Origin of the sequence: Crocosphaera sp. XPORK-15E, from assembly GCF_034931425.1 — a bacterium.
Lineage (GTDB): Bacteria > Cyanobacteriota > Cyanobacteriia > Cyanobacteriales > Microcystaceae > UHCC-0190.
Window position 1 is genome coordinate 64,550 of sequence record NZ_JAYGHQ010000017.1, and the last position, 24,333, is coordinate 88,882.

25 protein-coding genes are annotated in these 24,333 nt (G+C 36.9%); 20 read left to right on the top strand and 5 right to left on the bottom strand.

The window, feature by feature from the left end; all coding sequences use genetic code 11:
- Positions 1-329 precede the first annotated feature (329 nt).
- The 17 genes from iscB to VB691_RS19095 all read left to right on the top strand — a co-directional run bounded on the left by iscB (position 330) and on the right by VB691_RS19095 (position 16,541).
- Positions 330-1,607, top strand: coding sequence for an RNA-guided endonuclease IscB (gene iscB / locus VB691_RS19015; protein ID WP_323293099.1), 1,278 nt, complete (start codon positions 330-332; stop codon positions 1,605-1,607).
- A 117-nt stretch (positions 1,608-1,724) separates the two neighbouring features.
- Positions 1,725-2,543: a signal peptide peptidase SppA gene (gene sppA, locus VB691_RS19020; protein WP_323293100.1), complete on the top strand. Its 819-nt coding sequence runs from the start codon at positions 1,725-1,727 to the stop codon at positions 2,541-2,543.
- 94 nt (positions 2,544-2,637) lie between these two features.
- On the top strand, positions 2,638-3,048 hold the full coding sequence (gene aroH, locus VB691_RS19025) for a chorismate mutase (RefSeq protein ID WP_323293101.1): 411 nt from the start codon (positions 2,638-2,640) through the stop codon (positions 3,046-3,048).
- Positions 3,049-3,136: 88 nt separating this feature from the next.
- Positions 3,137-3,847, top strand: coding sequence for a hypothetical protein (locus VB691_RS19030; RefSeq protein WP_323293102.1), 711 nt, complete (start codon positions 3,137-3,139; stop codon positions 3,845-3,847).
- Between the two features lie 49 nt (positions 3,848-3,896).
- Positions 3,897-4,721 carry a 5'/3'-nucleotidase SurE gene (gene surE, locus VB691_RS19035; RefSeq protein ID WP_323293103.1) on the top strand — a complete coding sequence of 275 codons (825 nt, stop codon included), beginning with the start codon at positions 3,897-3,899 and terminating at the stop codon, positions 4,719-4,721.
- 63 nt (positions 4,722-4,784) lie between these two features.
- On the top strand, positions 4,785-5,378 hold the full coding sequence (locus VB691_RS19040) for a DUF3727 domain-containing protein (protein WP_323293104.1): 594 nt from the start codon (positions 4,785-4,787) through the stop codon (positions 5,376-5,378).
- Between the two features lie 149 nt (positions 5,379-5,527).
- Complete coding sequence (gene alr / locus VB691_RS19045) at positions 5,528-6,736, top strand: alanine racemase (RefSeq protein ID WP_323293105.1); 1,209 nt, start codon at positions 5,528-5,530, stop codon at positions 6,734-6,736.
- An 8-nt stretch (positions 6,737-6,744) separates the two neighbouring features.
- The gene (locus tag VB691_RS19050; RefSeq protein WP_323293106.1) at positions 6,745-8,961 is read left to right on the top strand and encodes a class I SAM-dependent DNA methyltransferase; all 2,217 of its coding nucleotides are present in this window, start codon (positions 6,745-6,747) and stop codon (positions 8,959-8,961) included.
- A 108-nt stretch (positions 8,962-9,069) separates the two neighbouring features.
- On the top strand, positions 9,070-9,354 hold the full coding sequence (locus VB691_RS19055; protein WP_323293107.1) for a UPF0175 family protein: 285 nt from the start codon (positions 9,070-9,072) through the stop codon (positions 9,352-9,354).
- The gene (locus VB691_RS19060; protein WP_323293108.1) at positions 9,355-9,846 is read left to right on the top strand and encodes a DUF3368 domain-containing protein; all 492 of its coding nucleotides are present in this window, start codon (positions 9,355-9,357) and stop codon (positions 9,844-9,846) included.
- Positions 9,847-9,903: 57 nt separating this feature from the next.
- A complete protein-coding gene (locus tag VB691_RS19065; RefSeq protein WP_190386110.1) occupies positions 9,904-10,152 on the top strand; it encodes a UPF0175 family protein in 249 nt (82 codons plus the stop codon).
- Positions 10,149-10,649, top strand: a complete 501-nt coding sequence (locus tag VB691_RS19070; protein WP_323293109.1) for a DUF3368 domain-containing protein — start codon at positions 10,149-10,151, stop codon at positions 10,647-10,649. Before VB691_RS19065 ends, VB691_RS19070 begins: the two co-directional genes overlap by 4 nt.
- Positions 10,649-11,959: a restriction endonuclease subunit S gene (locus VB691_RS19075; protein ID WP_323293110.1), complete on the top strand. Its 1,311-nt coding sequence runs from the start codon at positions 10,649-10,651 to the stop codon at positions 11,957-11,959. Before VB691_RS19070 ends, VB691_RS19075 begins: the two co-directional genes overlap by 1 nt.
- Positions 11,960-11,994: 35 nt before the next feature.
- Positions 11,995-12,141, top strand: a complete 147-nt coding sequence (locus VB691_RS19080; protein WP_323293111.1) for a hypothetical protein — start codon at positions 11,995-11,997, stop codon at positions 12,139-12,141.
- Positions 12,142-12,208: 67 nt separating this feature from the next.
- Positions 12,209-13,096 (top strand): DUF4351 domain-containing protein, encoded by an 888-nt coding sequence (locus tag VB691_RS19085; protein ID WP_323293112.1) that lies wholly within the window; start codon positions 12,209-12,211, stop codon positions 13,094-13,096.
- 70 nt (positions 13,097-13,166) lie between these two features.
- Positions 13,167-13,406, top strand: a complete 240-nt coding sequence (locus VB691_RS19090; protein WP_323293113.1) for a DUF4351 domain-containing protein — start codon at positions 13,167-13,169, stop codon at positions 13,404-13,406.
- A gap of 108 nt (positions 13,407-13,514) precedes the next feature.
- On the top strand, positions 13,515-16,541 hold the full coding sequence (locus tag VB691_RS19095; RefSeq protein WP_323293114.1) for a type I restriction endonuclease subunit R: 3,027 nt from the start codon (positions 13,515-13,517) through the stop codon (positions 16,539-16,541).
- 12 nt (positions 16,542-16,553) lie between these two features.
- Here VB691_RS19095 and VB691_RS19100 read toward each other — a convergent pair whose 3' ends face one another.
- The 4 genes from VB691_RS19100 to trpB form a co-directional block, all read right to left on the bottom strand.
- Complete coding sequence (locus tag VB691_RS19100; protein ID WP_323293115.1) at positions 16,554-17,753, bottom strand: cysteine desulfurase family protein; 1,200 nt, start codon at positions 17,751-17,753, stop codon at positions 16,554-16,556.
- A 78-nt stretch (positions 17,754-17,831) separates the two neighbouring features.
- A complete protein-coding gene (locus tag VB691_RS19105) occupies positions 17,832-18,212 on the bottom strand; it encodes a hypothetical protein (RefSeq protein WP_323293116.1) in 381 nt (126 codons plus the stop codon).
- A gap of 512 nt (positions 18,213-18,724) precedes the next feature.
- Entirely contained in the window at positions 18,725-20,203 is a 1,479-nt protein-coding gene (locus VB691_RS19110; RefSeq protein WP_323293117.1) for a DUF6056 family protein, read from the bottom strand.
- 139 nt (positions 20,204-20,342) lie between these two features.
- A complete protein-coding gene (gene trpB, locus VB691_RS19115) occupies positions 20,343-21,581 on the bottom strand; it encodes a tryptophan synthase subunit beta (protein ID WP_323293118.1) in 1,239 nt (412 codons plus the stop codon).
- A 122-nt stretch (positions 21,582-21,703) separates the two neighbouring features.
- Here trpB and VB691_RS19120 point away from each other — a divergent pair, with 122 nt between their 5' ends.
- Positions 21,704-22,048 carry a translation initiation factor gene (locus VB691_RS19120; RefSeq protein WP_323293119.1) on the top strand — a complete coding sequence of 115 codons (345 nt, stop codon included), beginning with the start codon at positions 21,704-21,706 and terminating at the stop codon, positions 22,046-22,048.
- Positions 22,049-22,296: 248 nt separating this feature from the next.
- Here the strand turns inward: VB691_RS19120 and VB691_RS19125 are convergent, their stop codons facing one another.
- The gene (locus VB691_RS19125) at positions 22,297-22,545 is read right to left on the bottom strand and encodes a hypothetical protein (protein WP_323293120.1); all 249 of its coding nucleotides are present in this window, start codon (positions 22,543-22,545) and stop codon (positions 22,297-22,299) included.
- A 372-nt stretch (positions 22,546-22,917) separates the two neighbouring features.
- On the opposite strand from VB691_RS19125, the gene rffA reads away from it, so the two are divergent.
- The gene (gene rffA, locus VB691_RS19130) at positions 22,918-24,084 is read left to right on the top strand and encodes a dTDP-4-amino-4,6-dideoxygalactose transaminase (RefSeq protein WP_323293121.1); all 1,167 of its coding nucleotides are present in this window, start codon (positions 22,918-22,920) and stop codon (positions 24,082-24,084) included.
- Positions 24,085-24,137: 53 nt separating this feature from the next.
- A partial coding sequence (locus VB691_RS19135) for a hypothetical protein (protein WP_323293122.1) occupies positions 24,138-24,333 on the top strand: 196 nt, incomplete at its 3' end.

Genomic DNA, 24,333 nt, shown 5'->3' on the forward strand with positions numbered 1-24,333 from the left:
TTTTCCTCCTCAGTCTCGGTTGATGAGCTTAGTCGAATCACACCTCCTCACTCCCTCAGTCTCTCCTATAATTTGACATATATTTGTCAACAACCCACCGTTAATCGGAGTACCGATGTAACGGGGGCTTGAAATATAGCCTAAGTTGACCAGACTAAGTATCTAGTATACTACGTTATTTTTGTCACGACACCTTGTGGATGCGAAGCTAGTCCCCTGCTCTGTCGTTAGCAGTTAAACATCTTTAAAGGGTTAAGGAAGTGCTGCTAACCTAACAAGCTTAAATAACATTGTCGAAGCTAACTTTACCCAGTAATGGAGAGACAGTAATGTCAAATTATGTGCTAGTAATTGATACGAATAAACAACCGTTAAATCCCTGTCACCCCTCGGTAGCAAGGAAGTTATTAAATACTAGAAAAGCATCAGTATTCAGGAAATATCCTTTTACTATTATCTTAAAAAAACCCGTATCAGAGATGGTAACTGAACCAATAGAAATTAAAATAGATCCTGGTTCTAAAACAACTGGTATTGCTTTAGTTCAAGGTGATAAAGTTATATTTGGTGCTGAACTTTCTCATCGCGGTTCAACTATTAAAGATAGTTTAGAATCAAGACGGTCATTACGTCGAGGTCGTCGTAATCGTCAAACCAGATATCGTCAAGCTAGATTTCTTAATAGAAAAAAACCTAAAAGTTGGTTAGCTCCTTCCTTACAACATAGAGTAGACACTACTTTTACTTGGATTAAAAAACTAATTAAGTTCGCTCCTATTGTTGGTATTTCTCAAGAATTGGTAAGATTTGACTTACAACAATTAGAAAATCCTGAAATATCAGGAGTAGAATATCAACAAGGTGAATTAGTTGGTTACGAAGTAAGAGAGTATTTATTAAACAAATGGGACAGAAAATGTTCTTATTGTTCAATAGAAAATGTCCCTTTACAAGTTGAACACATTCATCCTAAAGCAAAAGGAGGTACAAATAGAATAAGTAATTTATGTTTAGCTTGTGAATCATGTAATCTCAAAAAAGGAACTAAAGATATTAATGTATTTTTATCTAAAAAACCTGAAGTCTTAAAGCGTATTTTATCACAAGCGAAACGTCCCTTAAAAGATGCTACTGCTGTTAATTCTACTAGATGGGCGTTATTTAATGCTTTAAAAAACACAGGGTTATTCGTAACTACAGGATCAGGAGGTAAAACTAAATTTAACAGAACACGATTAAAACTACCAAAACAGCACTGGATTGATGCAGCTTGTGTAGGAATAGTTGATACTTTAAAAGTTTTAACTAATAAGCCATTATTAATTAAAGCAACAGGTCATGGAACTAGACAATCTTGTAGAACTGATAAGTATGGGTTTCCTTCTAGATACGTTCCTAGATTCAAGTTCATTAAAGGTTTCCAAACAGGAGATATCGTAAAAGCTGTGGTAACTAAAGGTAAAAAAATAGGCACTTATATTGGTCGTGTTGCTGTACGATCAACGGGTAGTTTTAATATATCTAGTGCTAACGAATTAACCCAAGGTATTAGCCACAAATATTGCACTCATATTCACAAAAAAGATGGTTATTCTTATGCGACATAGACCTTGCCCCTCATTTCCTCTCATCGCTAACCACGCCAGTCGCTCATGGGGGAAACCCCCAAGACCGCGCTGGCTCCTGAGTACAGGTTTAGCGAGAGTCTCCATGAGGGCGGAAAGATGATTTGGCCATTTAAACCCAGAACCAGCAAACAGATCGCGCGGATCGAAATTACTGGGGCGATCGCTTCAGAAACTCGCAAAAGTGTCCTGAAAGCCCTAGAAATAGTAAAAGAGAGAAAATTTCCCGCTCTGTTACTACGCATTGACTCTCCTGGGGGAACAGTAGGGGACTCTCAAGAAATTTATGAAGCTTTGAAAAGACTCAGAGACAAGGTGAAAATTGTCGCTAGTTTTGGCAATATTTCCGCCTCTGGTGGGGTTTATATTGGCGTGGGGGCCCAACATATTATGGCGAACCCTGGCACCATTACTGGCAGTATTGGGGTCATTTTGCGGGGAAATAATTTAGAACGGCTTTTAGATAAAATTGGGGTATCATTTCAAGTGATTAAATCAGGCCCCTATAAAGATATTCTTTCATTTGATCGGGAATTAACCACCGAGGAACATCAGATTCTTCAAGAAATGATTGATACCAGTTATCATCAATTTGTGACAACGGTGGCAGAAGGCCGCAATTTAGACGTTGAAAAGGTCAAAAGTTTTGCTGATGGACGCATTTTTACCGGACAGCAAGCCTTAGAATTAGGGGTGGTTGATCGTCTGGGAACGGAAGAAGATGCCCGTCGTTGGGCCGCTGAGTTAGCAGGACTTAACCCCGACAAAGCTCTATGTTATACCATTGAAGAACCAAAATCTTTACTAAATCGCGTTTTATCTCGTAATCAAAGTAAATCAAAAATTGGAACGGCGATCAATTGGCTAGAATTTGAATTAACTACCAATGGTCAACCTTTATGGTTATATCGTCCTTAAATCATGGTGCAAGATCTCAGTTAAGGGGAAAGATAAGGAAAAATGGGTCTGGGGATGAGAGAATAGGAGTTATTACCTTAATTGTCGGAGGACTATGACTGTGCAGTGGAAAGTGCGAGGTATTCGAGGGGCAACTACAGTATCAGAAAATACAAAAGAGTCTATCCAAGAAGCTGTCACTGAGTTGTTAGATGCGATCGAAACCCGTAACCAACTTAACCCTGAAGACATTGTTAGTGTGACTTTTACCGCGACACTCGATCTTGATGCCATTTTTCCCGCCGCGATCGCCCGTCAACGTCCTCAATGGGAAGATGTCCCCTTACTAGATGTGCAGCAAATGCAGGTTGAGGGCAGCTTAAAACGCTGTATAAGGGTGCTGATTCATGTTAATACCCCAAAACCTCAAAAAGAGATGTATCACCCTTATTTGCGCGATGCCTGTAATCTTCGCCCAGATTGGAGTTTAACTCAGATCAGTTCTTCAATGTCATCTCATCGATAAAAATAGTTAATTAAATCAACTATTAATTATTCCCTATATTTTTATTATCAAAAACTTAATTCATACAACTTCCTCAAACTTGAGTAATATGATGAATAAATATGACTGGATTCGATTAATTAATGCTATCCGAATTAGAAAAACAAAATATAAGGAAAAATATGGGGAGATTGAATATCAAGTTTGGTATCGAAAAGCTAATAATAATAGAAATTATGGTATTAGACCAGAAAGTCATTCCGTGAATCTTGCTTATGACGAATTGGGGTTACAAATTAAGGACTCCAGTTCTAGTTTGAATTTAACCTGTGTTTATGGATATCAAATTACATCAAATCCTCAAAAAAATGAAGTTTATTCTCTAGAAAAAATTGAGCGTTTTCATAGTGGCGAAGTCTTTTTTTCTCATATCTCTACTGGTCATCCTACAACACATAATGGAGGATTAAAAGGGTCAATTATTGGGGGAAGTGATACGAATAATTTTGCTGATCACTGTGGATTATATACCGCAGCTTTTTTTTATGCACTAAATGTTAAAAATCCTATTTTGAAATACAAAAATAAAGAATGGATTATTGAAGATTCTCAATTAGGTCAATTTGATTTAATTTCTTATTTAAGTCATCATCAAGTTATTCCCATCTCTCTACCTTTCCCTGCAATGATTGATGAAAAAGATACAAAAAATTTCAAGTTAGCAGAAGGAATTGATCTGACAAATTTATGGGAAAACGAGGATAATGTTAGACAAGACCTTGACGATATAAGAAAAGAAATTTATCAAGGTAAAATTTAATGTTAATTTATCAGAGACAATAAAAGAAAGATAACTAAACCAACAAAATATGACCAGTCCTTCCCCCATAAACATTTTAATCAGTAACGATGATGGAATTTTTGCCCTTGGTGTCCGAACCTTAGCCAATACCCTGGCCGAAGCGGGCTATAATATTACTGTTGTCTGCCCTGATCGGGAACGCTCGGCCACAGGTCATGGATTGACCCTACATCGTCCCATTCGGGCGGAAATTGTCGAGGACTTCTTCAATCCAAAGATTACCGCTTGGTCTTGTTCAGGAACCCCCTCAGACTGCGTAAAATTGGCTCTGAGTACCCTAGTTGAAACCCGTCCTGATATTATCGTTTCAGGCATTAATCATGGCTCTAATTTGGGTACAGATGTGCTTTATTCAGGAACCGTATCAGCAGCTATGGAAGGCATTATTGAAGGAATTCCTAGTGTTGCCATTAGTTTAGCAAGTTTTTCCTCCCGTGAGTTTCAACCAGCGGCCAATTTTGCCTGTACCTTAGTCAAACAGTTGGACAGTCATCCCTTTCCCGAAAGTACCCTACTTAATGTTAATGTTCCCCCCGTGGCCTCAGATGCGATCGCCGGAGTGATGATCACCCGTCAAGGGTTACGTCGTTATGTGGAAAATTTTGAGAAGCGTATTGATCCCAGGGGAAAAAGCTACTATTGGTTAGCGGGAGAATTAGTCACAGAAATAGAACAACCCGATCATATTCATCTCCCCCCCGATATCCCCACAGATGTCCAGGCCATTCAACAGAACTACATCACCATTACCCCTTTACAATATAATCTTACAGATGTGGCAGGTTTTGAGTATTTACACAGAACCCGTTGGGTAGACACTTATCTTAATTAATTTCGTCAATAACTGATGACAATTTATGATATCCTAATTCAATCGCAGCCTTAAGTTAAAATCATGTCATCCTTCCAATACAATCAAGAAAGCGATCCAGAAGATATCGATAGTGTGACCTTAACTGACGAAGACGGTCGCACTCTAGAATGTTATGTAGAAAACGCGATCGAAGGAGACGATGGAACTTATCTCTTGCTTATGCCAGTAGATATCCCTATTGTAGTTTTAGTCTGGGATGAAGAGGATCAAGATGTTGAAGACGACAGCGAAGAAATTACCAATGCCGTCTTATTAGAGGATAAAATCGAAATTGAAGCAATTTTCCCTGACGCTAAGGCAGTGTTAGCAGAACTCGATTTGACCCTAAAATTAACCGCTTTTACCTTAACGGTAGTCGGGGAATTACCTCCCATAGAAGACGATGGAATTTTGACCCTAGAATTAGAAACAGACGGGCCAGCTTTAGACTCAGAGGAATTACAATTTCTCAAAGATTTTTATCATCAAGATCAAAAATACTCAATTTATACGCCCTTGTCTCCCTTACTCTTTTTAGCCAAATATAATTTGCTTGGAAAAGTAGAATTAGTGTCTCCTGAAGATGAGGAAATGCAAGCAATTTTAGAAGAATTGTTATTTGATGACATGGAGTGATAGCACTGCACTAAATTAGACTAGGCGAAAGTTTTAGCCAATTATGTATTTCTGATTGGTTTCGTTGGAATCATCTTTTGATTAATTCCGTCTGCTAAGATAATCGTCAATGATTACAGTATTAGGTGAGAGTGTAGGAGTGAGCAGGGATGTTAAGTCAAGAGTCTGTCTTAGGGGTTGTCACTAAAAATCGCTACAATTACTATCTCTCTGACATTATCCGTCAACGGGCCTGGGTAGAAATCAATCTAGGGGCATTAACCCATAATGTTCAGGAAATTAAAGGTTTATTGTCCCCAAAAACCGCTTTAATGGCTGTGGTGAAAGCGGATGCTTATGGTCATGGGGCCATTACTGTGGCTCAAACTGTTCTTAATGCAGGGGCCAATGGTTTGGCCGTTGCTACTTTGGGAGAAGGGATCGAATTACGAGAAGCTGGAATTACTGCCCCCATCCTTATTTTAGGGGCCATTAATACCCCTGAAGAAATTGCGGCGATCGCTCATTGGAAATTAGAACCGACTCTTTGTAACCCCCAACAGGCCTTAATTTTCTCTCAAACCCTCTCCCAATTTGGGGAAACCTTACCTGTGCATCTAAAATTAGATACGGGAATGTCCCGTTTAGGAACTCCTTGGCACCAGGGGACGGAATTTGTTAAATTAGTGCAACAATTACCCTCATTAACTCTGGGCAGTGTTTATTCTCATTTAGCGACGGCTGATGATCCCGATTCCACCCAGATGAGATTACAACATCGACGGTTTAAACAGGCGATCACCGAACTAAAATCCCAAGGAATAAAACTCCCTTGTCTTCATTTGGCTAATTCTGCCGCGACCCTCATTGCACCGAATTTACACTATGATTTAGTTAGAGTAGGGTTAGCCTTATATGGTTTGTATCCGGCCCCTCATCTGCGTTCCCAAGCGATGTTAAAACCTGTATTGCAGGTGAAAGCAAAAATTACTCAAATCAAAAATATTCCCTCTGGTACGGGAGTTAGTTATGGTCATCAGTTTGTTAGCGATCGCCCGATAAAAATTGCGGTGGTTAGTATTGGTTATGCAGATGGGGTTCCCCGTAATTTATCGAACCGTCTTCAAGTATTAATTCGGGGACAAAGGGCCTGTCAAATTGGGGCTATTACTATGGATCAATTGATGTTAGATGTTACTCATCTTCGCAATTTACAAGTGGGAGATATTGTTACTTTAATTGGCAAAGATGGGCAGCAAGAAATTACGGCAGATCATTGGGCAAGTTTATCAGGTACCATTTCTTGGGAAATTCTTTGCGGCTTTAAACATCGACTACCAAGAGTTAGTGTTGAGAACTTTGAAAAAACAACAGATTAAAACTCCCTATGGCAACAATTACAGAAAATTCTCATCATCAAGATTTAATTGGTTTTATTTGGAGTATTGCTGATAAACTCCGGGGACCTTACCGCCCGCCCCAATATCGGCGGGTGATGTTACCTTTGATAGTATTGCGTCGGTTAGATGCTGTTTTAGAACCGACTAAACTGGCTGTCATAGAAGCTAAAGCCAGATATGAAGCAATGGGGTTAAAGGGTGAGGCTTTTGAAAAAGCAATCGCTAGAGTAGCAATAGGGGGAGAGCGTCAACAGTTTTTATATAACACCAGTGAGTTTACATTTCAGAAATTATTAGATGATGCTGATGGTATTGCTAGTAATTTAATTAATTATATCAATGGTTTTTCATCTAGAGCTAGGGATATTTTTGAGAAGTTTAATTTTGAAAGCGAGATTCAAAAACTTGATGAAAGTAATCGCTTATATCTGATTATTAAAGATTTTTGTAAACCGGAATTTGATTTATCTCCGTCCAAACTTTCTAATCTACAAATGGGTTATCTGTTTGAAGAATTGGTAAGAAAGTTTAATGAACAAGCAAACGAAGAAGCGGGAGATCATTTTACACCTCGTGAAGTAATTCGCCTGATGGTTAATCTGGTTTTTTGTGATGAAACCGATGTCTTTAAACAAGGGATTTATCGCTCTGTCTATGACCCCACATTAGGAACTGGGGGAATGCTTTCAGTATCGGAAGAACATATTAAAAATCAAAACCCTGAAGCAATTTTAGGGCTATTTGGGCAAGAATATAACCCCGAATCCTATGCAATTTGTTGTTCTGATTTATTGATTAAAGATGAACCTATTGACAATATTATTTATGGTGACACATTAGGAGTTAAGAACGCTAAAAATAAAAGTAATAATTTCTTACCCCATGACGGACATCCTGATAAACAATTTCATTATATGTTTGCCAATCCTCCCTTTGGAGTGGAATGGAAACCAGAGGAAGATTTTATTAAAGATGAATATGAAAGCTTAGGATTTAATGGCAGATTTGGCGCAGGTTTACCCCGCATTAATGATGGTTCATTGTTGTTTCTCCAACACATGATCTCAAAAATGCAACCTTCCCCAGAAAATGGCGGTGATGGTTCACGAGTTGCGATAGTATTTAATGGTTCTCCATTGTTTACAGGAGATGCGGGAAGTGGTGAAAGTAATATTCGCCGTTGGATTATTGAAAATGACTGGTTAGATGCAGTAATAGCTTTACCTGACCAGATGTTTTATAACACAGGAATTTTTACTTATATTTGGTTAGTAACCAATAAAAAAGCAGCCCATAGAAAGGGCAAAGTACAGTTGATTGATGGAACAAAACATTACCAGAAAATGAAAAAGAGTCTTGGTAATAAGCGCAATGAGTTATCACCTGAACATATTACTGAACTGGTGCGACTGTATGGGAATTTTGAAGATAATGGTATTAGTGAAGTTGAAAATAATGGACAAACAGAAAAGCCGATTTGTTCTAAGCTTTTTGATAATCGGCAATTTGGATTTTTAAAGATTACGGTGGAACGTCCATTAAGGTTAAATTTTCAAGTTAGTCCAGAACGTTTAGCTTTACTTTCGGAACAAACGGCTTTTCAGAATTTAGCTACTACTAAAAAGCGCAAAGATGAAAACGTACAACAATTAGAAATTTTAGCGGGTGAAAATATCCAAACTCAAATTATTCAGGCTTTGCAGAAATTTGATAATAATAAACTTTATCTGTCCCGTAATGAGTTTGAAAAAGAATTAAATCAGGTATTAAAAAAAGCAGGTTTAAATTTAAAAGCACCTGTTAAAAAGGCGATTTTATCGGCATTGGGAACAGCAGATCCAGAAGCAGAAATCTGTAGAGATAGTAAGGGAAATCCTGAAGCGGATAGTAGTTTACGAGATACAGAAATTGTCCCTTTACCGGATGATATCGCCTTACCTTTACCTTTAGATTATGGGAAAGATGGGAATTTAGATAAGTTGATTAAGTTAGTTAAAGGGCATTGTCAAGAGTATTTAGAAAAGGAAGTTTTACCCCATGTTATGGATGCTTGGATTGATTTTGCTAAGACTAAGATAGGTTATGAAATTCCCTTAAATCGCCATTTTTATGTATATCAGCCGCCCCGTGCATTGGATGTCATTGAGGATGATATTAAGGCCTTAGAGTCGGATATTATGGCGATGTTAGCGGAAGTGGTTTAAAAAGATCTCCGACTTCTAACATTAAGTTATTATTTATTTACAAGATTTAAAAAGAAGTCGGGGATCTGATCAGCTAAAATAAAAATATAGAGTTAGGATATTTTGGTAATGTCGTTAGTAATTTTAGATGAGCAGTTAGAAAGTATTCAGCTTTCAGATGAAGTGAAAAAAAAGGCTTTACAAAAAGCGAAGGAAGGTTATGTAATGACGCTATTAGAGGTAGGTGAAATCAGCAGTGGACGGGCGGGAAAAATTCTTGGTGTTTCTCGGTTAGAGGTAATAGAAATGATGAAAAAATGGGGTATTTCTCTTTTTGACGATTCCCAGACTTTAGAGGAATTACGTCAAGAAATGGAACAAGCAGAGTTAATTTTAAATCAGCAGATTTCTTAAATGATTATTGTTTCTGATACAACGCCCATTAGTGAGTTAACAAAGGTGAATCATCTTGATTTATTGCCGAAACTTTTTGGTAAAGTCATAATTCCCCAGGGTGTATTTGATGAATTACAAGTAGGTGAGCATCCAGCAGCGAAAGTTGTACAGGATTTGTCTTGGTTAGAGGTTGTAACAGTAGATAATCAGCAGGTGCTTAAGGAGTTACAACAGTCGTTTAAGTTAGATTTAGGAGAGTCAGAAGCTATTGCTTTAGCAGAGGAGATTGGGGCTTCTCAGTTATTAATTGATGAAAAGGCAGCGCGGAAAGTTGCTATGGCTCGAAAGTTGCCTTTAATTGGGACTGTGGGGGTTTTATTATTGGCAAAGCGGCGGGGTTTGTTGGCTAGTGTTAAGGATGTTTTAGATGAGATGCAAGCACAGAGAATGAGAATTTCAGACCGACTTTATGTGCAGGTTTTAACTTTAGCAGAGGAAAAGGAGGTTTGAGCATAAGTAAGCAGTTTAAGAAGTAAAATAGAAATATAAAGTTAGGAGATTTTGGTAATGTCGTTAGTAATTTTAGATGAATTTTTAGACGCTTCCCAGTTAACCCCTACGGAATTTTTACAGGAGATTGCATTACATTTATTTGAGTCGGGGCGATTAACTTTTGATTATGCAGCTAAAATGGCACAAATGGAATCAGATGCTTTTCGGGATTTACTGAAGGCGCGGAAAATACCTTTATATCGTTATGATTTGGAGGATTTTGAGATTGATTTACAGAATTTACAGGAGTTGGGAAGATTGTGATTATTAGTGATACTTCTGTGCTTACTAATTTAATTGGTATTGAACATATTTTTCTATTACAGGCACTTTATGAAAAAGTGATTATTCCTCAAGCAGTTTATGAAGAATTATCAAGATGTCATCCTCTATTTTTAAGTGAAATACAAGCAGAAAAATCTCCTTTTTTGGAGGTTAAAACTGTGAAGGATAAAAATAAAGTATATGAATTAAAACAACAAGCTAAGTTAGATGATGGGGAGTCGGAGGCTATTATTTTGGCATTGGAGTTAAAGACTGATTTATTATTAATTGATGAACGCAGGGGAAGGGCTGAAGCACAACGGTTAGGAATTAGAATTACTGGATTATTAGGAGTTTTATTAGAAGGGAAAACGAGGGGTTTTGTTGTGGCTGTTAAGCCTTTAATGAATAAGTTGATTGAAAATTCTACTTTTTGGATTTCTCCGCTTTTATATGACAAGATTTTACTTTTAGCACAGGAAAAGGAAGCAGAATAATGGGTAATTATCAGGGTTATCAAAAGTATAAAGATTCTGGTGTTGAGTGGTTGGGTGATATTCCTGAACATTGGCAACAAAAACGGTTTAAATTTTCCGTTAACTTAATTAATAATAAAATTGAAGCAGAAAATAGTAACTTGTCCTATATGGGACTAGAACATATTGATTCATGGACTGGTAAAAGAATTGAAGATAAAAATGCTTCTAGTGAAGGAATAGGTTCTCATTTTTTACCAAATGATGTTTTATTTGGTAAACTTAGACCTTATCTTGCAAAAGTATATTTATCTGAGATTGAAGGATTAGCATCTACAGAAGCTTTAGTATTGAGATGCAAAAATAATATTTTTCCTAAATTTTTAAAATATTATATTCTATCTCGTGATTTTATCAATATTGTAGATTCTTCAACTTTTGGGGCAAAAATGCCTAGAGCTAGTTGGGATTTTATTGGTAATTTATTTTTTACTTTCCCCCCACTAGATGAACAAGAAAAAATCGCTCAATTTCTCGACTATAAAACCAAACAAATAGACGAACTCATCAAAAAGAAAGAAACCCTCATAGAAAAACTCGACGAAAAACGCACCGCCCTCATCAGTCACGCTGTCACAAAAGGACTAGATTTAAGCGTAACAATGAAAGATTCTGGTATTGAGTGGTTGGGTGATATTCCGAAGCATTGGACAATAAACCAACTTGGACGACTGACCGAAGAAATTAATGATATCAATCATGAAATGCCTGTTGCTGTTGATCAAGGTATTCCATTTTTATCAGCAAAAGATTTACTGGATGATGGAACTTTGAATTTTGAGAAAGATATAAAAAAAATATCAGAAGAAGATTTTATTAGACTATCTAAAAAAATATGCCCAACAAAAAATGATATTATTTATTCTCGAATAGGTGCTTGCTTAGGAAAGGCTCGGATTGTTGAAGTTGACATCAAATTTCTAATCTCTTATTCATGTTGTGTTATTAGGTTTTGTCAAGAATTAGCTAATCCCCTATTTTTTAAATATTTTCTTGATTCTGAATTAGTATTAACTGAAGCAAGACTTAGGACTCAAGGAATAGGAGTTCCAGACTTGGGATTAAAGCAAATCGCAAAATTTACCCTAAGTGTTCCTCCACTAGATGAACAAAAACAAATTGCCGAATATTTAGACCAAAAAACAACCCAAATAGACCAACAAAAAGCCAAGATTAAAGAAGCTATAGAACTATTAAAAGAATATCGCACCTCCCTAATTACCAACGCCGTCACAGGTAAAATAGATGTAAGACAAGTTGCTATACCCTAACCCTAGAAAACACAACCCCAAAAAGGATAATCACAATGAGTACAGAATATCACATTAAGCTTATTCAAACAGGAAACACCCAAACCTTAACCATCCCTCAAAAATTAACTCTATCAACAACAGAAGTAATTATCAAAGAAGATAATGGAAAACTAATCATAGAGCCGTATTTGGAGCGATGAAAGATAGCGGTAAAATTACAGGAGATATTGTCGAACCTACTGCAAATCTAGTTACTTGGGATGTTTTATGATAGACCACGATAGACTATTTAAAGAATTAATCCAAACCTTCTTTTGGGAATTTATAGAACTGTTTTTACCAGAAGTATTAGAATATGTAAAAACAGACAGCCTCATATTTTTACCAGAAGAAATATTTACGGATGTCACCTCTGGAGACAAAAGAAAAATAGACCTATTAGCACAAGTAAAATGGCAAGGACAAGACAGTTATTTTCTCATCCATCTAGAAAACCAAGCATATAATCAAAAAGAATTTGAACGGCGTATGTTTCATTACTTCGCTCGTTTAGATGCTAAATATTTACTGCCCATTTTTCCTATAGTTATATTTTCCTACGACGAACCAAAAAGACCAGAAAAAAGCCAATATATAGTTAACTTTCCTCACAGAAAAATTCTCGAATTTAATTATTTTGCCCTTCAATTAAATAATCTCAACTGGCGCAACTTTTTAAATCAACCCAACCCCGTAGCAGCCGCATTAATGGCAAAAATGGAGTTTAAACCGGAAGAAAGAGTCAGAGTTAAACTAGAATGCTTAAGAATGTTAGTCACATTGCGGTTAAATCCTGCTAAAATAGAATTAATTTCCGGTTTTATTGACACCTACTTGAGATTAAACACCACAGAAGAAGAACAACTTGATACTGAACTAAAACAAGCTAACTTAGTTGAAGATGAAAAAATTATGGAAATTGTTACCAGTTGGATGGAAAAAGGAGAACAAAAAATCATTAAAAGACAACTTAAACGGCGATTTAATAATATTTCTCCTACCTTAGAAAGTCGAATTAATAGCTTATCATCGGAACAAATAGAAAACCTATCAGATGCAATTTTTGACTTTCAATCATTAGAGGATTTAACTAATTGGTTAGAGCAACAAAATTGAATTTAATTATTTTGCCCTTCAATTTGATACCGAACTAAAACAAGCTAACTTAGTTGAAGATGAAAAAATTATGGAAATTGTTACCAGTTGGATGGAAAAAGGAATTGAAAAAGGAATTGAAAGAGGAATTGGACAAGGAGAACAAAGAATTATTAAAAGACAACTTAAACGGCGATTTAATAATATTTCTGCGACCTTAGAAAGTCGAATTAATAGCTTATCGTCGGAACAAATAGAAAACCTAGCAGATGCGATTTTTGACTTTCAATCATTAGAGGATTTAACTAATTGGTTGGAGCAACAAAATTGATGTAGTCGTAGGTTGGGTTGACGCAAAGAAACCTAACAAAATCAATCCAATTAATCAAATGTTGGGTTTCGTTCCTCAACCCAACCTACGCTTTAACTTCTTAATAAAATGCACAAAGAAAACGAATTTGAAAACATCATTGAAAAAGAACTCCTGCAACTCAGTGGCTACGAAAAAGGTAACGCCAAAAACTATGACCCAGAAACCGCCCTTTTCCCCACAGAAATCATTAATTTCATCAAAGAAACTCAACCTAAACAATGGCAATATTTAGCCAATACCAGCCCCAATGATGCCCAAAAAATCATCATAGATAGCCTCACCAAAGAACTGAAAAGCAGGGGGATGCTAGATGTCCTCCGTAACGGCTTCAAATGTTATGGTAAAACCTTTAAAATTGCCTATTTTCAACCTAACACGGGTATGAACCCGGAAACCCTGGCACGGTACCAAAAAAATCGCCTCACTGTTACTCGCCAAGTTACCATAAAAACTGGACGGATTCCCGATATTCTCCTCAGTATCAACGGTTTACCCATAGCCAGTATTGAACTAAAAAACCCCCTTTCCGGGTCAACCTACCAAGATGCTATCCATCAATATCAAACCCAGACAGACCCCAAAGACCCCCTATTTGCCTTTAAACAACGGTGCTTAGTCCATTTTGCCGTAGACAGTGAACAAGTCTGGATGACCACCAAACTAGCCAAAGAAAGTACCTATTTTTTGCCCTTCAATAAAGGACATAATCACGGTGCTGGTAATCCCATTAGTAATAATGGAGAATATCGGACAAGTTATTTATGGCTAGAAGTTTTACAAAAAGATAGCCTGTTAGATATTTTGGCGCGGTTTCTACATATTGAAATTAAAGAAACCAAAATTATCACAGATACAGGCATTAAATACCAGAAAAAAGAAATCCTAATTTTCCCCCGTTACCATCAACTTGATGTAGTCCGTAAACTTATTAATCATACTCAAGGAAATAAAGCCGGACATAATTATTTAATTCAACATTCCGCAGGTTCAGGAAAGTCTAATTCTATCGCTTGGTTAGCCCATCGGTTAGCAAATCTTCACGATAATCAAAATGAAAAAATCTTTCATACCGTTGTTGTGATTACAGATAGAACCATATTAGATGAACAACTGCAAAAAACTATTTATCAATTTGAACATAAAGCCGGAGTAGTGCAAAAAATAGATGAAAACACCCAACAACTAGCCACCGCTTTAAATGATGGTGTACCAATTATTATTTCTACTATTCAGAAATTTCCCTTTATTACCAAAGCTATTGAAACTCTGGAGAAAAAAGGTAAAACCATAGATATAACTACCAAAGATAAACGCTTTGCTATTATTGTTGATGAAGCACATAGTTCTCAAACAGGAGAAACCGCTACAGAATTGCGGAAAATCCTCAATAAAGACGGGATTGAATCTGCGATCGCCGCTCAACTTTTAGAGGATGAATTTGAGGAAGATAATATTAGTGATGAGGCGAAAAAACAACTATTAAAAGCCCAAATAACCCGCACAAAACAAGCAAACCTGAGTTATTTCGCCTTTACCGCTACTCCCAAATATAAAACCTTACTCGTATTTGATGAACCAGGAGAAAATGGTCAATCTCCCTTCCATCTTTACACCATGCGTCAAGCTATTGAAGAAAATTATATTAAAGACGTTTTAGCTAATTATACCTGCTATGAACGATATTATGAATTAGTCCGCACCTCAGAAGAAGATCCAAATTTACCCCGTCGTCAAACAGCAAAAGCAATCGCTCGTTTTATTGAACTTCATCCCCACAATATCACCCAAAAAGTAGAAATTATTATAGAACATTTTCGCAACCATACTCGCCATAAAATCGGCGGTAGAGCTAAAGCAATGGTTGTTACTCGTTCCCGTGAACACGCAGTTAAATATAAACTGGCCTTTGATAAATATATTAAAGAAAAAGGTTATAGTGATATCAAATCTTTAGTGGCTTTCTCTGGTTCTATTACATTAGATGAATTTCCAGATCAACCCTTTACAGAAGCCAATATGAATGGCATCAAAACATCAGAAATTTCCGAAAAATTTGACAGCGAGACTTATCAAGTCCTGTTAGTTGCCAACAAATTCCAAACCGGATTTGACCAACCTTTATTACATACCATGTTTGTAGATAAAAGGCTAGATGGAGTCCAAGCCGTGCAAACTTTATCACGACTCAACCGCACTACAATAGGGAAAGACGACACCTTTATACTAGATTTTGTCAACAAACCAGAGGACATTTACAAAGCCTTCAAACCCTACTACGAACAAACCCCCATTGGCGAAACTGCAGATCCACAACAATTAAATGATTTATCCTATCAACTTTATGAATGGCAACTTTTTAGCCAAGACGATGTTAACCAGTGGTGTGAAATTTGGTTTCGTCCAAAAACTTCCTTAACGGGAAAAGAACATCAAAAATTAAATAATTTATTAGATCCAATTGTAGACAAATATCAAAACCTTATAGACCCAGAAAAAGAACAATTTAAAAGTCAATTAACCAGCTTCCGTAATTTGTATTTATTCCTAGCTCAGATTATTCCTTATCAAGATTCAGAACTAGAAAAACTTTATGCCTATGGACGATTTTTAATCAAGAAATTACCCAAAAGTAAAGACGCTCCCAAAATTGATTTATCTGGGGATATAGAACTAAAATTTTATCGCTTGGAGAAAATCAGCGAAGGTAAGATTGATTTAAAGGAAGGGACAACAGAACCAATATCAGGTGCTACCGCAGTGGGAACTCGTCAACCAGATAAAGAAGTTCCCCTATCGCAACTAATTAACTCCCTAAATGAAAGATTTGGTACAGATTTTACCCTAGCAGATCAACTGTTTTTTGAACAAATTACCGAAACAGCGATCGCTAATGATTCTATCAAACAAGCTGCTCAAGTCAACACCAAAGAAAACTTTGCTCCTGTTCTAGAAAAGCATTTAGAAAACCTCTTTATTGAACGCATGGACGGGAATGAAAAAATATTTATGGAGGTGATGAATAACGAAGAATTTAGAGCAGTTGTGTTGAAGAAATTACTATGTAGCATTTATAAGACATTGAACCTTAGATAGAAGTTAATTTTACTAAAATTTGTTCACCAAACAGTCTCTTACGGTTGCTAATTTAGGCATTAATCGCTCTAAGACTTGTTTTAAAACCATCCCTGTCCAATCAATATCAGCTTCGGTGGTATGCCGTCCCAAGGTTAAACGAATACCGCCTAACGCTTCTTTTTCCGAGTATCCCATCCCTAATAAAACGGGACTGGGGCTTAATTTCCCACTATGACAAGCAGAACCTGAACTAATGGCAATGCCCGCTAAATTTAGCTGACGGACGATAGTTTTCCCTGTAATCATTTCTGGATGAAGATAATCACAAGGGGAGGCGATCGCAAAACTAACATGATGAGGGAGACGATATAATCTATCTCCTGTGGGAACCAAATAAGGACAATCAGCCATCAAATCAAACAGGCGATCGCGTAGTCCGATCAATCGAGGGGTTTCTCTTTCCCTTTCCTCTGCGGCCAATTCAGCAGCCACCCCAAACCCGGCAATAATAGGAACTGCTTGAGTACCTGAGCGCAATTTTCCCTCTTGTCCCCCCCCACCCAATAAGGGCATGAGTTTAATCCCTGGACGCAAGTATAATGCCCCGGCCCCTTGCACTCCATAAATTTTGTGGGCAGACAAAGACAATAAATCAACATTTAGCTGTTGCACATCGACCGATAATCTGCCGGCCGCTTGGACAGCATCAGTATGCAAAAGAATGCCGTGATAATGAGCAATTTTCGCCAATTCTTCCATGGGTTGAACCGTTCCCACTTCACTTTGTCCGTAGATAATGGATACTAAGACAGTATTCGGTTGAATAGCCGCGCTTAAGTCAAGGGGATTAATTCTACCTTGACGGTTAACAGGTAAACGGGTAATTTGCCACCCTTCTTGTTCTAACTGTCGAACTGGTTCAGCAATGGCGGGATGTTCAACTGTAGAAATAATGATATGTTGGGGTGTCTGATAACGTCTAGCAATGCCAAAAATAGCCAAATTATCTGCTTCTGTTCCCCCTGATGTAAAAATAATCGATTCAGGGTCAGCTGCATTAATGAGGTGAGCAACTTGAACCCTAGCGGTTTCTATAGCCATAGCTGCTCTTTGCCCCCACAGATGTAAACTGGAGGGGTTGCCCCATTGCTGTGTCATGACTTCATTGACTTTAGTAATGACTTCCGAGCGAGGGGGTGTGGTAGCACTATAGTCAAGATAGATTTGCATTATGTTATTAAGGGGTGTGCTGGGTCTGAGATCAGGCAAAAATTAGGCAACGGGCAATCAGTAATAAAAAGTTTAATTTTAACGACCAGGTTTACACACATTATAATCTTCATGGGAGATAACTGCTTCTGGGGTCAAGAAATTTCCATGATCGCGGCAAATTAAACGATAATGTCGGGTCACAGGAATACTAATAACAAAGCGATCATGTCGTAGTCGTTTGCCATGAAATTCTCGATAATCTTGTTGGTTTGCTAGGCCCTGAAGGATTTGACGCGCTTTGAGTACCACATTTCTAGGGAATGGTCTTAAGTCAATGGGATCTTGAGTAAATGTATCTTCCCAAGCGTTTTTTTCTTGTTTTTTTTGTTCCCAAACGGTTTGTTCATGAGCGCACCGATGACAGATTTGACCATAACCTTTATGACCACAGGGAAAACTCTTTTTTCGTCTGGACATAATAACCTTTTAGGCATATAATGCTCGCTGCTGATTTGCTTAAAATGAAGCTATCTGACTTTTATCGGTGTCTTAAAATATGTCACCTAAGCCAGTTTAGAAAAATATGATACAGTTTTATCCAATTTCTCTCTACTGTCTGTCTCCTGCTATATATCCAGGATACAAGGTTAGATGATCTCAACGCAAATGGTGTTGAGAAAATGCAACAACTCAGAGAAAGCAGGATACTGTTTACCGGAAGTGGCTAGCAGTCCACTCCTTGAACCATCACTATTTTCCATTGGTTTAGACCATAAAATCTGATGGTTAAAACCCACTTTCCGTACTTCAAGTTGTAACACGCAAAGTCGTACATTTTGGGGGGCTGCAACACCAAAGGATCTTTTAGCTGAAGTTTTTGAGTATTTATACTTGTCTATTTATGTTTTTGGCGATCACCGATCTGCTCAAATAACGTAATCTTTTTACAGTACATTTTGAAGTGCGGAAAGTGGGTTAAAAGGCATATTTTATTTTTTTCTTGATGTAGATACAGATTTTAAACCAAAATATTTTGAAAAAGATTGATTGGCATAGCTATTCTCGTTTTCACCTAATGCACTCCAAAAGGGATGATCTGGTTTTAACATTTTTGTTTCTGGTTCAGGTGGGAAAGTCAAACTAGTCCCAGGTTTAGCATTGATTGCTAATGAATAAATTTTTTGATAATAATTATGATGTTTTTGAATAGTTTGGAAATCATGTTTTAGTAAAGATGAACGAAATCCTAGAGATGTAAGACAAAAAATTAATACAACAATAAAGCTCACTTTTGATATTTTTTGAGGAGATATTAAATTATTTACCTGAAATTCAAAGCCACAGTAAAATCCTAACATTATAGTCATGAGTAAAAAAAGCGTATAACTGGTCGAAACAGAACGGGGTGGACTATCATTACCTAATGAATACCAAATCACAAAAAATGACATATACATGGCAAATCCCAAGCTAGTCATAACCATCATAAATATTTTTTTATTCTGAATCAAAACGGAAATTTTCTCTTTAGGTACTTGATAACTAACTAAAACAATTAAAATAAACAAACAGATCGATAAAGGATTAATTAAATCAAATAAGTAATGACGAGTTGACCAAAAACTTTGAATAGCCGAAAATATTAGAGAACCAGAATTGCTAGTTGCATTTTCTACTTTTTCGATTCTATTATAATTACCAGGAGCAGCAACAACCATTATTGCTGATATGAAAGCAAAACTTGAATAGAGTAAATTTTTTAGGATAAACTTTCGACTTAAAGGATTAAGTAATATGTTGAGTATAGATAGAGTGACAACTAGAGTTGTAAAAGCTACCATAATCGTTTCTGATAAACCATTAATGAATATAATTAGGAATGAAGTTAAACCAAATAATAATAAATTTTGCTCTTTTTCCAAATAGACAGTATAAATAATTAAAGCAAAGGATAGAATCAACAATGAATTGGCAAAACCGTAGGCTATTCCACCAGCCAACCAAAAAATAGTTGATTTTACATCAGTGTTGATTAGAATGGACACTAAAATAATTAAAGTATAAAGAAAATTTATTGTGAAATTTTTGCATCCAGTTAAAAGTTTAATAAAGACATAATTAGCTACTCCATAGGAAGTCAATAAAAATAGAGGAACAAGAGCGAAAAACTTAATCAAAAAATAGTCAGTAATTTGATGGCCAACAACATTATAAAAAGCGATCAAAAAATCAGAAGTATATCTACCATTCCAAGTTAAGTAACGATTTTTAATAAAACCTAAAATACCTTGCTCTAAAGAAGTTGAAGCAAAGGCATAGTCATCTCCTGTAGGAACTGAAAATAAAGCGAAAATAAAATAGGGCAGAATGACAATACATAAAAAAAATATTGAACAATTAACATAAAAATTTCCAGAATTATTATAATTTATTTCGGATGATTTTTTAAACCTTATTAATCTATTCATAATTAATACAACATTTGACTGCCAAAGTTACTGTAGACATTATAGCGGGAGCGTGTCACTTTTGCGACTAATTATATATACTCATAGCCAAAGCAGCAAGGTGGACATTGCCCACCCTACAGCATGGATAGAGTTTTAACTACCCATTTTCTAAATATTTAGCCACCGTTTGCACATCTTTATCTCCCCTTCCCGAACAATTAATAATAATACGGGGACTACCTTCAAGTTGAGGACAAAGGGTTTCTAAATAGGCGATCGCATGGGAAGTTTCCAAAGCAGGAATAATCCCCTCTAACTGGGATAAACGTTGAAATGCGGCCACTGCTTCGGCATCAGTTACACTGTAATATTCGGCCCGGTTAGCATCTTTAAGATAACTATGTTCTGGCCCCACTCCAGGATAATCTAAACCAGCACTAATAGAATGAGCTTCTATGACCTGTCCTTCCGTATCTTGTAATAAATAACTCATGGCCCCATGTAACACCCCAGGACGACCTTTGGTGAGGGTTGCAGCGTGTTTTCCAGAGGCGATACTTTCCCCTGCTGCTTCTACCCCAATAATGCGGATTGAGGTATCTTTAAGAAACTCATAAAATAGGCCCATTGCATTTGATCCACCCCCCACACAAGCGAGTAAAATATCAGGTAAAACGCCCCATTTTTCCCTGCATTGTTGACGGGTTTCTTGACCAATAATATGATGAAAATCTCGTACAATCATCGGATAAGGATGAGGGCCGGCCACAGATCCTAAAATATAATGGGTTGTCTCAACATTTGTTACCCAGTCTCTGATCGCTTCTGAGGTCGCATCTTTGAGGGTTCCGGTTCCTGCTTCTACAGGTTGAACAGTGGCCCCTAATAGTTTCATGCGGAACACATTTAAGTTTTGGCGTTCCATATCATGAACCCCCATATAAATGACGCATTCTAGGCCAAAACGGGCGCAAACCGTCGCTGTAGCAACTCCATGTTGTCCGGCCCCAGTTTCCGCAATAATGCGTTTTTTGCCCATGCGTTTCGCTAATAAAACCTGTCCCAAGGCGTTATTAATTTTATGGGCCCCTGTATGGTTTAAATCTTCCCGTTTTAGGTAAATTTGGGCCCCTGTACCATCAGGACGGGCATAATATTCGGTTAAGCGTTCGGCAAAGTATAAAGGACTAGGCCGGCCGACATAATCTTTCAATAATTGGGATAATTCTTGTTGAAAGTCGGGGTCATCTTTGTAACGATTATAGGCGGTTTCCAGTTCGCTGAGGGCGGGCATTAAGGTTTCAGGCACATATTTTCCCCCATAACGGCCAAAGCGTCCTAATGCGTCGGGATATTGGGTTTGTGTCGATGATGGGGTAATGGGTGTGGTTGTCATTTTAGTTTGATCTAACTATGCTAATTCATATTATGCCGTGGGGGCTTAATATTATTAAGCCCCCACATCTTGATAAGATTAAGATCTATTGTAGTTATTGTAGTTATTTTTTGCTGATCACCATGTCTTCTAAATCTAAGCAGTCTAAGTCTGTTATTTATCAAGAGTTTGGCCATGCTTCTAACTCAGAAGCGTTAGAACGGCCAGTTCATGATTTACCACCACAGCAACAAAATATTAGGGTACAGTCTACCCGTTCAGGACGCAAGGGAAAAACCGTTACAGTTATTACAGGGTTTCAACATTCACCTGAAACATTAAATAAGTTACTTAAACAATTAAAAAATCAATGTGGTAGTGGGGGAACTCTTAAAGATGATACTTTAGAAATTCAAGGAGATCATCGTCAGAAATTAGTTCAAGTTTTGGGTGATTTAGGTTACAAGGTTAAAATTAGTGGTGGTTAAAAGTGACCAAAGCCCTTATCTCACAAGGTGTAGGGGCGGGTTTATTTAACATATTTGTAAGAATCATGGACTGTAAAACAAACCCGCCCCTAGGACGAAATGAGCAATTTACATCATAAATTGAAGGCAATATAATTAAGCGGAGAAATCTATTCACTACTCAAACAAAAAAACAAAATTATGTTTTAACTGACCACTTAGTTTATTTTTTTTGCAAATATTTTTAACTTTTTTGGGCAATAGAAAAATCAAACAATTTGCAGATGGTTGGGAATATATCCAATAATAGTTTGTTCATTAGTATCAGGATCTAATAACAAAATGACTCCCTTTTGTTCATGATCTTCGGTTTGAATCACACCATAACCGATGCGATCCTCTTTGACTCCTTCGAGAAGCTTAACAAATAAATCTTCTTGAAAAGTTAGTTTCTGGTGGTTTTTGGGTTCAATGACTTCTTCTTGTAGTAAATAATCAAAATTAATCCCTTCAAACATGGCCAACTCCTTAATAAAATCTTTATAGCTATTTTAGCATGACCGGTTAGCAAGTTATCTGCTCCTTCAAATATTGTTGCGGGCCGGTTGATCTAACATATTTGTGAGAATCAGAGATTTTGGCAAAAAATCGCCCTAATATTGCTAAATTCTGGTATAGCGTCCGATTAAAGTTGCTTGTATTAAAATATGACCTTTCATAGCTGCTTTTACTTGTTTGCTACTGGCTTTTTAATGAAAATTAGTAGCATAAATATGGACATTATTAGACAATTTGGATGGTAATCAATAAAATTGTTTTTTTTATGATATTTTGTTGTTATTAAATATTTCAAGATCAAGATTTTAATTGCCCTTAATGTTGTACAAACCATGACAACTAAACTTCCAACTTTGCCTTCACTTCAAATACCTTTTAATCAGCCCTTTGCTACCGGAAAAGAATTTGATTACATCAGACAAGCCATTTCTAACGGCCATCTTTCCGGCAATGGTGCTTTTACCAAAAAATGCCAGGCTTGGTTAGAAGCTGAAATTGGCTGTCATAAAGCATTAATAACCCATTCCTGTACAGCCGCACTAGAAATGGCTGCATTGCTTGCTGACATCCAGCCAGGGGATGAAATAATCATGCCTTCTTATACCTTTGTCTCCACAGCTAATGCTTTTGTCCTACGGGGTGGAATCCCTGTTTTTGTTGATATTCGTCCCGATACGTTCAATCTTGACGAATCTCAGATAGAAGCAGCCATTACACCGAAAACGAAAGCGATCGTACCAGTGCATTATGCAGGGGTAGGCTGTGAGATGGAGAGGATCATGGAAATCGCAGAGAATTATAACTTATTTGTCATTGAGGATGCGGCTCAAGGGGTGATGTCTACTTACAATAGTCGTCCCTTGGGTAGTATAGGACATTTAGGGGCCGTGAGTTTTCATGAAACAAAAAATGTGATTTCTGGTGAAGGTGGTGCTTTGTTAATTAACCAACCTGATTTGATGGAAAGGGCTGAAATTATTTGGGAGAAAGGAACAAATCGTTCTCAGTTTTTCCGAGGACAAATCGATAAATATACCTGGGTGGATGTTGGTTCATCCTATTTACCCAGTGAAATTAATGCGGCTTTTCTTTGGGCCCAACTAGAAGCAGCAGAAACAATTACCCGGAAAAGATTGGCCCTTTGGAAACAATATCATCAGGGATTAATCGAGTTAGAAAAGCAAGGCAAAATCCGCTGTCCCATCATTCCTCAGCACTGTCACCACAATGCCCATATGTATTATATAATTTTGCCAGATTTAGAAAGTAGAACCACTCTGATTAAAAAACTCAAAACTAACAATATCAATAGTGTATTTCACTATGTTCCTTTGCATTCTTCGCCCGCAGGACAAAAATATGGTCGTGTTAGTGGTAACTTAACAGTCACAGATGATCTGTCTTCGCGCCTTTTACGTTTGCCTATGTATCCTAGCTTAATGTCTGAGCAGATTGAACTAATCATGAATACTATTTCCCAATTCTTAAGTTCACAATAGGTATCAACTTGATTTATTTTGTTTAATTATCTGTACAATTTGAGGAATAATAAATGAACAAAAAATACATTTTTCAGAAAAGTTTACTCATACTTTTTACAATATTTGGTTTTAATTTATTGATAAAAAAAATCATTTTTCATGATTTTTTTATCAGTGACGATTTCAAGTATGTTCCCCAAATACTAAATGGTGAAACCTTTTATTTGCCTTCTTATCCTATATCTTCTCTGCACATGACTTATGCAG